The organism is Vreelandella sp. V005, assembly GCF_052645115.1.
Map to the genome: position 1 here is coordinate 512,056 of NZ_JBQXYA010000003.1, position 12,254 is coordinate 524,309.

Consider the following 12,254-nt stretch of genomic DNA (forward strand, 5'->3'; position numbering starts at 1 on the left):
TTTGGTGCTTATCCTGGCCATTGCCTTAGCACTCGTTGCTTGGCAAGGGTGGCAGCGCCTGGATAGCCAGCAGCAGCGCATCGACGAGCTGGCTCAACAGACGGAAGGTAGCGCTTCGCAACAGGCGGTCAGCGAGTTGGAGTCGCGTCTAGACAGCGGCGAAGCGGAACGCGATGAAGCGCTGCAGAGCGCGTTGAGTGACCTGCGTAGCGAATTCGACAGCTACCGCAGCGATGTCGACGAGACGTTGAGCGACGTACTTGACCAGCTCTCTCAAGAGCAGGATACCGACGAGCATGAATGGCTGCATGCTGAAGCCGCTTATCTGCTTCGCCTAGCCAACCAGCGCCTGCAACTCGAAGGCGACGTTGAAGGCGCCGCTGCCTTGTTGCGTACTGCCGATGCCCGCCTCGCGGATGCTGACAACCCAGCGTTGACCCCCGTGCGTGAAGCAATTGCCAATGAGCTAGCCGCACTAGACGCAGTGCCACAGGTAGACCGCACCGGCCTTTATTTAGCGCTTAATGCCCAGCAAGAGCGCATTTCCGACCTGCGCCTCTCGCAAGAAATTGAGCAACAGCCGGTTACCTCGGGCATCGAGGAGCCACCTACCGGTACTTTCCAACGTCAGCTGGCGCGCTTCGGTGAAGAGCTTAAAGACTTGGTGGTGGTTCGCCATCACGACGAAGCCCTGGAAGCATTGATCACCCCGGAGCAGGAGTCTTACCTACGTCAGAGCCTGCGCCTGGTGCTGGAACAGACGCAGCTAGCCCTGCTCAACGAAGAGAAAGCGCTTTATGACGCGAGTATCGACAAAGCGCTACAGCTGCTAAACGACTACTACGACACCTCTCGCGAAGAGACACAAAGCGTCATTACGCGCCTTCAAGAACTCAAAGAAGCTGAAGTAAAACCCGAGCTGCCCGATATCAGCGCCTCACAGCAGGCGTTGGCACGCTTTATCGACAACCGTTATGAGACGCGTGGCCAAAGCGGAGGTGATGCATGAGAAAGCTCGTACTCCTCATTGTCGCCGGGCTGGCCGTCGGCGCTCTGTTTGGGCACCTGATGATGTCGGTACCCGGCTACTGGCTGATCCGCGTGGGCGACTCCTCCATCCAAACCTCGTTCTGGTTTGGCTTGGTGCTCCTCTTCGCTGCGTTTATCGTGCTGCACTTTGTATTGCGTCTACTCAGCGGCATTATTCGCCCGATGGGGCGTTTTCGCAGCTGGAACAGCCGCGCCCGTAACCGTCGTGCCATGCAGCGCACTCAGCGGGGATTGGTAGCGCTGACCGAAGGCCGCTGGAAAAAAGCCGAAAAAACCCTGGTCAATGCCGCCGACGACTCCAGCACACCGCTGGTTAACTACCTTTCGGCAGCGCTGGCCGCGCATTACCAGGGTCATCACGCGAAATCTCAGGAGCATCTCAATCAGGCGCAGCTCACCACCGACGGCGCTGATACAGCGGTGGGCTTGATGCAGGCGCAAATGATGATTGAGCGCCAGCAGCCAGAAGAGGCGTTGGCGATCCTAAACCGGTTGGATAAAAAACTCTCGAACCACCCCCAGGTACTCAAGCTACTCAAGCAAGTACATTTAAGTGTTAATGACTGGGAAGGCTTACGGCGTTTGATTCCCCGGCTAGCCGCGCAAAAGCTCATTACTCAGCAAGAGCGTGAGCAATTGGAATTCAAAGCCTATCGTGAGCTGATCATATTTGAAGCGCAAAACCCCACCAACATTGAACGGGTACGTGGGTTGTGGGCCGATATGCCTGACTACCTGCGCGGCAATACTGAGTTAATCGTGCTCTATTCCGAAGCGCTGATCCAAGCCAATGAAGAGCCGATTGCCGAACGTTTGCTCAACCACTCACTGGATCACCACTGGGATGCACGCTTAGTAAAACGCTACGGCCTGCTCAACGTGGACGCAGGTCGCCAACTGGCGAAAGCGGAGAAGTGGCTGCAGGAACGCCCCAACGACCCCGAGCTGCTGCTCGCCTGTGGGCGCCTCTCGCTGCGTGTTGGCCAGTGGGCAAAAGCGCAAGAGTACTTTGAAGCCAGCCAGCGTCAACGTCCCAACGGCGTGGTATGTGCTGAACTTGCCCGCCTTTATGCCAGCCTTGGCGAGCATAACAAAAGCCAACTCTATTACCGCCACAGCGTCGAAATGCTGGCTAAATCGCTACCCTCGCTGCCTCAACCCAGCGATGCTAACGATAGCAAAAAGCCGGATGGGAAAGTGGCCAAAAAACGTGCGTAACCTAGCGTTTTTGTCATTGAAAAAGCGGCTTTAGAACACGCAAAAAGGTGCCTGAACAGGCACCTTTTTGCGTTAGATGATTACTTGGCAACCGGCGTTTCAGTGGCCTGGGAAGACAAAGGTTCAGCCGAGGCTTCTGAGGAGGGCAAGGCCGCAGTGCAGTGTCCGCACCGAGTGGCTTTAATCGGCACCACCATTAAACAATACGGGCAAGGTTGCTCCGTAGGGCTCGCAGGCGCCACGGCTTCTTCTCGCTTTAACCGATTAATGGTACGCACCAACAAAAACACCACGAACGCGACAATCGTAAAGCTGACCACGGCATTAATGAATAACCCCACGTTCAAAGTCACCGCGCCAGCGGCTTGGGCATCACCAAGTGTCGCGTAAGGCCCGGCAACCACGCCTTGGCGTAACACCACAAACAGATTAGAAAAATCGACACCGCCTACCAGCAACCCAATCAATGGGTTCATCACATCCGCGACCAAGCTCTGCACAATCAGCGTAAACGCCCCGCCGATGATGATGCCTACCGCCATATCAACCACATTGCCTTTTACTGCAAACTCTCGAAATTCCTGGAAGAATTTTGCCATTTTCAAACGTCCTAACGTTTCGTTTAGCCAATACCCGGAGTTATAGCGTCTTGCTAAAAGCATGGGCTAAGGTGTGTTAGGCGGCAAGTAAATTTCTGCAGGCCGAACGCTGTCGAGCGAGACCGGGTCAGATATCGGCGTTGCGGACTATTGGCACACCGTCATTACAGGGCACTTGGCGGAGTGGCTCACTTTGTGCGATACGCTACCCATCGCCACACCCGCCAAGTCGCTTAATCCGCGGCTTCCCATCACAATGGTATCGGCATTATTGGCGTTAGCAGTCTCAACAATCGTCCGAGCGGGATTACCTTGTAGCAACAGCTCTTTGATATGTGGAGCTCCCTCTGCCCGTGCGGTGCTCTCCGCCTGGACCAGTAGCTGTTTACCCACTTTCTCACGCTCAGCAAGCGTAGTGCCAGCATCCATAGCACCAATATCCCATACCAGCGTGGTGGCATAGGAGAGCACTTCGGACACATGTAATAAGAAGAGCGTTGAGTCCTCGCTATCTAAATAGCTTACAAGCCACTTTCAAGGCTTGTTTAGCGCTCTCAGAGCCGTCGACAGGAACTAAAATGCGCGCATACATGACTGGTTTTCCCTCTTTTATTTTAGCGTTCATTACTAAAGTCGTAGTCGATATTTCGCTTTTAAACGTTTAAATACTGGTAGCGTTGTAACGCCTGGTTAGGCTGGTCTAAACGTCGCCTGAATAAGTGAAGAGCAGCGCCAGTTTGTTAGCAACCGAATGACAAAGCCAATAATATTGTTTAAGTAGCCGCTCATACCTTGGAGATATCATGGAACTACGCCACCTGAGGTATTTCTGCGTTGTTGCCGAAGAGCTTAACTTTACCTGCGCGGCTGAACGATTGCATATGTCACAGCCACCTCTTTCCCGACAAATCAAACAATTAGAGCAAGAGGTGGGGGCTGAGCTGTTTGAGCGAAGCTCAAGAGGACTTCGCTTGACGCCACCAGGCGTGTTTTTTCAGCAGCATGCTCTGCAGATTTTAGAGAAAGTAGAAGTTACCATCGACGCCACCCGGCACATGGCGCGTAGCAAGCGTGCACTGTTCGGCATTGGCTTTGTACCGTCCGTTTTTTACGGGCAGCTCCCTATGCTCGTGCGTGATTTGCGCCGTATGGATAATGTTGAGCTCTCGCTGGCAGAGCTTACGACGGTACAACAGATTCAGGCGCTCAAAGCGGGTCGTATCGACATGGGTTTCGGGCGTTTACGTATTGATGACCCCGACGTCGAACAGGAGATTCTCTTTGATGAACCACTGATTGCCGCCCTGTCGAGCGGTCATCCGCTAGAGGGCACTACCCCTACCTGCGAGGAGCTTGCCCGCTACCCGCTCATTCTCTTTCCCGCCAAGCCACGCCCTAGCCTGGCAGACATGGTGCTTGGCATTTTCCGCCGCCAAGGCTTGAAAGTGGAGGTAGTACAGGAGGCAAACGAGATACAAACGGCGCTAAGCCTTGTCGCCTCAGGCATCGGTATTACCCTGGTGCCTGAACAGGTTAAGCGTGTTCAGCGGGATGGCATTGCCTACGTCGCGTTGGCTGACAAGTCCATCACCTCCCCCGTTATCTGCAGCCGTCGACGAGGAGAAAAACCCTCGCCTCTAATGCAAGAAGCCAACGCCATCCTAGAGGTACTCGTGGAAAATCGCCGCTCTGGCCGTTATCCATGAAGACCCCTTTTAAGGACGCAGCACGGCCACGGGGCAAGTCGTCTCGTGTAGCACTTCATGGCTAACGCTGCCGGCCACTACTTGCGAGAGACCACTACGTCCATGGGTGGTCATGGCCAGCATCGTATTATGGCTTCCCGCTAAATAGCTGACGATAGAGTCCGCGGGGTCGCCATGCAGTACCTCCCAATCAACTTCTAACGCCTGCTCACTCTCGACACGGCGAGCCAGAGCGTTCAGATAGGCTGACTCCATGACATCGGTATGGCCTAGCGTCGTGGGTTTTCTATTGCTGCTGGCCTCAACCACCTGCAGTAGCTGCAACCGAGCACCCAACCGCTTCACCAAGGCTGAAGCATAGGGCAAGATTTGCTCGGATAGCTTAGAACCATCGACACAAACCGCTAATACTTCAATTCGCTGGTGAGCACGGCTGTCGTAGCGAGGGCCACACAGGTAAACCGGGCGCTGCGATCTTCGCACAACTCCTGCGGTTACGCTGCCTATCAGCATCTCCGGCACTGGGCGTCGACCGTGAGCCATCATACATAGCCCGGTATCCTCGCGACTGGCAAGTTCACCCAGATATCCCTTGGCGCTGTCATGAGCAACGACATCAATGGTTACTGTTTCAAAGCGGTGGGCCGCCAAGCGCCCCTGCAGTTTAGTGCGCTGTGGGGCGATCTCATCTTGCGTCAACACCACCGAAATAGCGCTCACCTCTATCCCCAGCTGGGCCGCAAATATTTGCCCAAACGCCAGGGCATGCAAAGCACTTTCACTGTCATCAACCGCCACAACGATCTTTTCCATGGTGCCACTCCCACTACCGCTTAAGTAGTATCACTGTTATTAGGTTTTATGGTTAAGCGAGTTAAAACGTCGATGCAGCAGGTTATAGGCAAGCGCCCCAACGACAACGCCCCAGAAGGCGGAGCCTAAGCCTAGAAAGCTAATGCCTGAAGCGGTGGCAATGAACGTAATGACAGAGGCTTCCAGATGGCTCTTTTCGGCTGCGAACGCATTGATATTGCTAGTGATGGCCCCCAGCAGTGCAAGACCTGCAAGTACCGCCACAAACTCCCCTGGTAACGAGGTAAATAGCGCGACGATAGTGCCCGCAAAAATCGCTCCAAGCAGGTAGAAAACCCCATTTGCCACCCCGGCAACATAGCGCTTAGCAGGATCTTCGTGAGCTTCCTTACTGGTACAGATTGCCGCTGTAATTGCTGCGATGACCGTGGTGATACCGCCAAAAAATGCGGTAAAAAAGGACGTTACGCTAGCCACGATAACGATTGGCTTGGCCGGGGTTGAGTAGCCAGAGGTACGCAGAATGGCCATGCCAGGTAAGAACTGGCCCGTCAAACTCACCAGTACCAGGGGAATGGCCAAGCTCAGGGTCGCGTTCCAGGACCATTCGGGACGGATAAACTGGGGCTCGGCTAACTGGAGTGACACTCCCTCCAGGCTCGCACCCTCCAATAAGACTGCTAATGTGATACCGGCTATTAATAGCAGTACCAAGCTGTAGCGCGGGGTAAGTCGCTTAAAGAGCAGATACGCGATAATCATGCCAATAGCCAGCGCCGGTACACTCGCTACGGAGTCGAAGACACCCACCCCGAACTGGAATAGAATGCCTGCCATCATCGCGCTGGCAATGCCTGGCGGTATCATCCGGATAATACGGTCAAAAGAGCCCGTAACGCCGATCAGAAAGATGATCACGGCGGCGGTTAGGTAGGCGCCCACCGCCTCATTGAGCGTCAATCCAGGGAACAGCGTTACCAACAGCGCAGTCCCCGGCGCCGACCAGGCGGTCACCACCGGCACTTTTAACCACAGGCTTAAAAAGATACCCGAGACTGCTGCGCCGATAGAAATGGCCCAGACCCATGACGTCATCATGGTGCTGGATATTTCGGCGCTCTGAGCCGCCTGGAAAAAAATGGCCAGGGGCCCGGAGTAAGAGACCAGTACCGCTACAAAGCCAGCCGTGATGGCTGGAATCGACAGATCCTTGTGCAATTGCTTATGAGATAGCATGCAACACACTTCTCCATGTCAGTATTTAACGAGTAGCCAACGGCTCCGACAAGCAGCTACTTGCCGGGGCCGTATCAAGCAACGCCGAGGTGGGTTTCAAGAATGGCGGGATTATCTTTTAACCCCTGGGAATCACCGCTATAGACTACTTCCCCCTTGACCAGCAGCAGATGTTTTTCCGCTATCTTCAGCAGGTTATCGATATTTTTATCAACAATAATGGTAGAAATACCGGTCGCCTTTATCTCACCTATGATCTTCCAGATTTCATCGCGGATCAGCGGGGCGAGCCCTTCAGTGGCCTCGTCAAGAATCATCAGATCAGGGTTTGTGGTTAGCGCTCGGCCAATGGAGAGCATCTGCTGCTCACCGCCCGAGAGGAAAGAGCCATCATGGTTGATGCGTTGGCCCAAGCGCGGAAACGTGTCCAGGACGCGCTCCAGCGTCCAGGGTGACTCCCCTCGCTCATTGGGGCGAGCCGCCATAATTAGGTGCTCACGCACACTAATACCCGGGAAAATACCGCGACCTTCTGGCACATAGCCGATGCCTTGGCGAATCAGTTGCCAAGGGCGCCGTTTGGCCGCAGAGACCCCCTTAATAAAGACCTCGCCGCGCCGCGGTGGAACAAAGCCCAGTATCGACTTCAGCGTGGTGGTTTTGCCCATCCCGTTACGCCCCAGAAGACTCAGCGTTTCGCCAGGCATTAGAGTCAAATCTACCCCATGCAAAATATGGCTCTCACCGTAGTAAGTATGCAGCCCTCGGGCATCAATCAATGGTGTATTGGTTTGCTCTGCGCTCATGCGGCTGCCCCCTCTTCATGACGCCCCAGGTAGACATCCCTTACTTTTTCGCTGGTGCGTATCTGCTCGGTCGGACCGCTCTCCAACACACAGCCATCGACCATGACGGTAATGCGGTCAGCCAAGCGGAAGACCGAGTCCATATCGTGTTCGATTAGCACCAGGGTGTAGCGATCCGTTAGGCTTGCGAGCAACTCGGTGACTTGAACAGTCTCTTCACGTCCCATGCCCGCCATCGGCTCGTCGAGTAGCATCAGCGTCGGCGCCGTCGCCAACACCATCGCGATCTGCAACTGGCGCTGTTCGCCATAGCTCATCGCTGATGCGGTCGTATACGCGCGATGGTTCAATTGACAGGTCTCCAGGACTTCCTGAGCCCGTTCGCTCACCTGCCGTGCAGTTTGGCGGGAACGCCAACTGCCAAATACACCGCCCATATGGATACGCGCCGCCAACTCGCAGTTCTGCAGGCAGTTGAGGCGGGGGAAGATATTGGTCTTCTGGTGGCTACGGCCGATCCCCAGGCGTGCGATCTGGCGCGCACTTTTGCCTTGAATCGGCTGACCGCGATAGATCACCTGGCCTTCAGAAGGAGGGATCTCCCCAGAGAGCAGATTGATCAGCGTGCTTTTACCCGCCCCATTGGGGCCCAAAATGGCGTGTATCTCATGGGCCTTAACATCAAAATCCACCTCTTGAACCGCCACTAAACCACCAAAACGCCGGGTCAAACCGTGGGTGGCTAAGACAATGTCGTCGTTCATGGCTTAGTTCTCCTTACGCGGGGTAACGGGTTGAGCGGAGAGAGACACTGCTGCCTTCTCTTGTTCAGACACAGTTTCAGAGGCTGCTTGACGTTTACGCTGCCAAGGAGGCGCGATAATCAAACCAGCAATCCCGCGAGGAAGCACCAGTACCGCAACGATAATGGTCAGCCCCATCAGAATGGGCCAGTGCGTCGTGGCATGCTCGTAGACATAGAGCAGAATTTCGTAAGCGAAGGCGCCTAAGATGGGTCCAAAGATAGTGCCCATACCGCCTAAAATGAGCATCATTAGCACTTCACCAGAGGTGTGCCAGCCCAACTGAGCCGGATTAGCGAAGCCATACTGCATCGCCGCTAACATGCCTGCGATCGCTGCCATCACCCCTGCGATAACAAAGGCCACCAGCTTGTAGCCGTTAGTGGCATAGCCTAATGCCTGCATACGGTGCTCGTTATCATGAATACCATCGAGTACTTGGCCGAAGTAAGAGCGCGTCAGCCAGCGTAGAAATAAGAATCCAATCAGCAGCATGCCCAAGCAGAAGTAGAAGAAGCTGTAAGGGTTATCAAGATCTACTAGCGTACGCTCGCCTAACGCCAAGCTCGGTCGGAACATGATAAAGACACCGTCAGTGCCCCCCGCGAACTGGGACGTACTAATGAAGTAGTAAAGCATCTGGCCAAATGCCAGGGTGGTCATGATGAAGAAGATGCCCTTAGTACGGATCACTAAGATGCCTATTACTAACCCCACACAGGCAGAGACGCCCATCACGAGAGGCAACATCCACCACATTGACGCTGGACTAAAATCAGGACTAGCTAATGCCAGCGTATACGCCCCCAAACCGAAGAAGAGCGCATGCCCCAGACTGACCAAACCCACGATGCCTACCAATAGATCCAAGCTCATGGCAAACAGGGCCAGGATTAACATCAGCGTCAGTTTCTCCAACATGAAGTTGGCCTGATTACCGAATACGGCCTCTCCCCAGAGAGGAAAAGCGGCTACCAACGCCGTTAACATCAACATAATCAACGCAACGCGCTTGGGATATCTATGTAACATTGCTTACTCTCCTCACGCGAACAGGCCGCGCGGTTTCACCAGCAGTACCGCGGCCATAATCAGGTAGATCACCATGCTGGCGAGGCTGGGGATCAGCACCGCCCCAAAGGTAGTGGCCATGCCAATGATAATGGCGCCCCAAAAGGCTCCTTTGATGGAACCAATACCGCCGATGACGACGACCACAAAGCAGGTAATAAGAATGCTATCGCCCATGCCAGGCGCGATGGAGGTGAGCGGCGCGGCGATCATGCCCGCGAAGGCGGTGAGCGCTACACCGACGCTGAAAATCAGCGTAAAGAGGGTACGGACGTTGATCCCCAGCCCTTCCACCATGTCGCGGTTGACGGCACCGGCGCGAATGATGATGCCCAGCCGCGTATGGCGCATCACCCAATAGATTACCCCTGCCAAGGCCAGGCAGACGCCCATCACAAAGAGGCGGTAGACCGAGTACTGCAGGTTATCAGTTAACTGAATACTGGCATCGAACGGTGCGGGCACTGCTACGCGATGCACGTCGCCCCCCCAAATGATCCGTTGCGCTTCGTTGAGCACTAAAATCAGCCCGAAGGTCAGCAGCACCTGATACAGATGGTCACGCTTATAAAGCGTATCGAGAAACAGGCGCTCAATGATGAGCCCCAGAACAATAGCGATGGGGATGGCCGCCAGCATGGCCAGCCAAAAATTACCCAACCGCAGGGTTAGGTCGTAAACCAGATAGGCACCAATCATATACATGGCGCCGTGGGCCAGGTTGATGATGCCCATGATGCCGAAAATCAACGTCAAACCGCTGGCAATTAAGAAGAGCAGCAGGCCGTACTGCAAACCGTTAAGGAGCTGTACGCTGAAAAATGCGAGATCCATAAGATCCCTCCGAGAATCAGAATGAGGGGCGGGGTTCCCCCGCCCCAGTGTGATGCAAGATGCCGTTATATCTGGCAAGCGTCATCAGGGACTTCAAGATTCTCGGAAGCGATACTGACGACCTCATGTTTGCCGTCGCGAATCTCGCGTAGGTACACATTCTGGATAGGGTGGTGGGAATCAGAGAAGCTGAGCGGCCCACGGGGACTCGCCAGTTGTACATTGGCTAACACATCGATCAAACGCTCTCGATCCGACGTATCACCACCAAGCACTTCAAGTGCCTGAACCAGCATCATGCCCGTGTCGTAACCTTGTACAGCGTAGGTGTCAGGAGTTTCCCCGTAGGCATTCTCGTAGGCTGACACGAAAGACTTATTGGCGTCATTTTCGAGGGTCTCCGCGTAGTGCAGCGTGGTCATTACGCCCTCACCTGCATCGCCCAGGGCGGTTAAATTGCCCTCGGTAAGGAAGCCGGAACCTAACAACGGTATGCTTTCTTTTAGTCCGGCTGCCGCATAATCCCGAACAAAGCTAACGCCGCCACCGCCCGCAAAGAAGGTGTAAACCGCGTCAGGCTCAAGACTGGCAATTTGCGTCAGGTAACTCTGAAATTCCGTACTGGGGAATGGCACTAAAATTTGCTCGACGATTTCACCACCTTCAGCGGTAAATGCCTCCTCAAAGCCTGCCAGATCTTCCTTGCCTCCAGCGTAATCCCAGGTAATGGTTACAATCTTGCGATGCCCTTGATCGTAAGCCACTTTGCCCATGGGGTAGCTGTCTTGCCACATGCTGAACGAGGTGCGGAATACGTTTGGCATGCATAGCTCATTAGTAGCGGCTCCCAACCCCGCATTAGGAATGATGGTGATGGCACCGGTCTGTTTGGCCACTCGCAGCATGCCCATGGCAACACCCGAGTGAACGGGCCCAATGACGAAATCCACACCGTCGCCATTGACCAAACGACTCATGTTTTGAGGCGCTTTAGACGGATCAGCTTCAGAATCTAGCTCAATGTATTCCACATCGCGGCCGCCCAACTGACCGCCCTCTTCCTCAATGGCCAATTTCAGCCCATTAGTGATGGCCTCTCCCAGGGCGGTGTAAGTACCTGAATAAGGAAGCATCAAACCAAGTTTCACCGGATCTTCATTGGCGAAGACACTGCCTGCTGACAGCATGGCAGTGGCACTAAGGAGCGTGGCTAGGGAGGTCTTTTTAAATGTTTTCATTATATTTTCACCAGGGTTCAGTTGTTATGAAGTTGTGTTGGCTACATTTGCAGAAGTAAGCGACATCCCTGTCTCATCAGAGCTAAATCACACGTGATATACGTCAATAACCTGATGGATATAGTCGTTATTCAGCTGCACGACTTTTCTTGTGATTAAGGGGTGCTCACCCGACACGTCCAGGGTGTAAAAGCAGGTGCCGAAGAAGCTGTCGGTCTTCTTGTAGCGGTGGTTGAGCGTATGCCAGTTGAAGCGCAGTTCCACCGTGTCACCGTCTTGGGACAGGATCTCCAGGTTGGTCACCTGGTGGGTGGTGCGCGGTTCCGGCGTGCTCGCCCCGCTGCGCTCGGTCTTGATCCGGTAGACCCGGTCTTCCAGCCCGTCGCGGTTGGGGTAGTAGATGAGCGAGATTTCGCTGTGCGGGTCGCGGGTGAGCTGGTCGTCGTCGTCCCAGGCGGGCATCCAGAACTCGGCATCTTTACGGTACAGCGTGAGCCATTCGTCCCACTCCCGGTCATCCAGTAGCCGCCCTTCGCGGTACAAAAACGCTTGGATGTCGTGATAGCTAATGCTCATGGCACTTCTCTCCTCTTGGCAGGCGCGGGACGCTTAGGCGGACGCGGTGGCGATAAACTGGCCGCGCTCTTTGTCGATGGCGCGCAGCATTTCGTCGACCCAGTGCTTGTGGTGCAGCACATAGAGCCCTTCGTCTTCCGGCGAGGCACCGCTGAGCAGGGGTTTCATGTCGATCGCCTGAGCGTCTTCATCGGCGCCTTCGATCCATTGCTGGGCCCCACGGGAGAGGTCGTTCCACTCGGCCAGCGCGCCGTTGTAACCTTCCTGGCAGGCGCGGAACTCTTCGAGGTCGTCGGGCGTGCCC

Annotated in this window: 14 protein-coding genes and 1 pseudogene; 3 read left to right on the plus strand and 12 right to left on the minus strand. The window is 54.8% G+C overall.

The annotated features are described in order from the left end of the window. The first annotated feature begins 4 nt into the window (after nt 1–4). Both ACUN8H_RS10965 and ACUN8H_RS10970 read left to right on the plus strand, forming a co-directional pair. Complete coding sequence (locus ACUN8H_RS10965; protein ID WP_445532184.1) at nt 5–1,009, plus strand: uroporphyrinogen-III C-methyltransferase; 1,005 nt, start codon at nt 5–7, stop codon at nt 1,007–1,009. Beyond that, nucleotides 1,006–2,268, plus strand: a complete 1,263-nt coding sequence (locus ACUN8H_RS10970; protein WP_445532162.1) for a heme biosynthesis HemY N-terminal domain-containing protein — start codon at nt 1,006–1,008, stop codon at nt 2,266–2,268. The genes ACUN8H_RS10965 and ACUN8H_RS10970 overlap by 4 nt, the downstream gene beginning before the upstream one ends. Before the next feature lie 80 nt (nt 2,269–2,348). Here ACUN8H_RS10970 and mscL read toward each other — a convergent pair whose 3' ends face one another. From mscL to ACUN8H_RS10985, 3 genes are all read right to left on the minus strand, one after another. After that, entirely contained in the window at nt 2,349–2,867 is a 519-nt protein-coding gene (gene mscL / locus ACUN8H_RS10975) for a large-conductance mechanosensitive channel protein MscL (RefSeq protein WP_445532163.1), read from the minus strand. A gap of 147 nt (nt 2,868–3,014) precedes the next feature. After that, the gene (locus tag ACUN8H_RS10980) at nt 3,015–3,338 is read right to left on the minus strand and encodes a universal stress protein (protein ID WP_445532164.1); all 324 of its coding nucleotides are present in this window, start codon (nt 3,336–3,338) and stop codon (nt 3,015–3,017) included. 37 nt (nt 3,339–3,375) lie between these two features. Beyond that, on the minus strand, nt 3,376–3,492 hold the full coding sequence (locus ACUN8H_RS10985) for a universal stress protein (RefSeq protein ID WP_445532165.1): 117 nt from the start codon (nt 3,490–3,492) through the stop codon (nt 3,376–3,378). A 178-nt stretch (nt 3,493–3,670) separates the two neighbouring features. Here ACUN8H_RS10985 and ACUN8H_RS10990 point away from each other — a divergent pair, with 178 nt between their 5' ends. Next, entirely contained in the window at nt 3,671–4,573 is a 903-nt protein-coding gene (locus ACUN8H_RS10990) for a LysR family transcriptional regulator (protein ID WP_445532166.1), read from the plus strand. 9 nt (nt 4,574–4,582) lie between these two features. Here the strand turns inward: ACUN8H_RS10990 and ACUN8H_RS10995 are convergent, their stop codons facing one another. The 9 genes and pseudogenes from ACUN8H_RS10995 to ACUN8H_RS11035 all read right to left on the minus strand — a co-directional run. Further along, a complete protein-coding gene (locus ACUN8H_RS10995; protein ID WP_445532167.1) occupies nt 4,583–5,386 on the minus strand; it encodes a universal stress protein in 804 nt (267 codons plus the stop codon). Nucleotides 5,387–5,425: 39 nt separating this feature from the next. After that, nucleotides 5,426–6,622 (minus strand): benzoate/H(+) symporter BenE family transporter, encoded by a 1,197-nt coding sequence (locus ACUN8H_RS11000; protein ID WP_445532168.1) that lies wholly within the window; start codon nt 6,620–6,622, stop codon nt 5,426–5,428. Nucleotides 6,623–6,696: 74 nt separating this feature from the next. Then, the gene (locus ACUN8H_RS11005; RefSeq protein WP_445532169.1) at nt 6,697–7,428 is read right to left on the minus strand and encodes an ABC transporter ATP-binding protein; all 732 of its coding nucleotides are present in this window, start codon (nt 7,426–7,428) and stop codon (nt 6,697–6,699) included. Next, nucleotides 7,425–8,192 (minus strand): ABC transporter ATP-binding protein, encoded by a 768-nt coding sequence (locus ACUN8H_RS11010; protein WP_445532170.1) that lies wholly within the window; start codon nt 8,190–8,192, stop codon nt 7,425–7,427. The genes ACUN8H_RS11005 and ACUN8H_RS11010 overlap by 4 nt, the downstream gene beginning before the upstream one ends. Nucleotides 8,193–8,195: 3 nt before the next feature. After that, nucleotides 8,196–9,263, minus strand: coding sequence for a branched-chain amino acid ABC transporter permease (locus ACUN8H_RS11015; RefSeq protein WP_445532171.1), 1,068 nt, complete (start codon nt 9,261–9,263; stop codon nt 8,196–8,198). Nucleotides 9,264–9,275: 12 nt separating this feature from the next. Continuing rightward, entirely contained in the window at nt 9,276–10,136 is an 861-nt protein-coding gene (locus ACUN8H_RS11020; protein ID WP_445532172.1) for a branched-chain amino acid ABC transporter permease, read from the minus strand. A 65-nt stretch (nt 10,137–10,201) separates the two neighbouring features. Beyond that, nucleotides 10,202–11,374 (minus strand): ABC transporter substrate-binding protein, encoded by a 1,173-nt coding sequence (locus ACUN8H_RS11025; RefSeq protein WP_445532173.1) that lies wholly within the window; start codon nt 11,372–11,374, stop codon nt 10,202–10,204. Between the two features lie 87 nt (nt 11,375–11,461). Continuing rightward, on the minus strand, nt 11,462–11,950 hold the full coding sequence (benB, locus tag ACUN8H_RS11030) for a benzoate 1,2-dioxygenase small subunit (RefSeq protein ID WP_445532174.1): 489 nt from the start codon (nt 11,948–11,950) through the stop codon (nt 11,462–11,464). A 33-nt stretch (nt 11,951–11,983) separates the two neighbouring features. Beyond that, a pseudogene (locus ACUN8H_RS11035) lies at nt 11,984–12,254 on the minus strand (benzoate 1,2-dioxygenase large subunit); the annotation flags it as partial.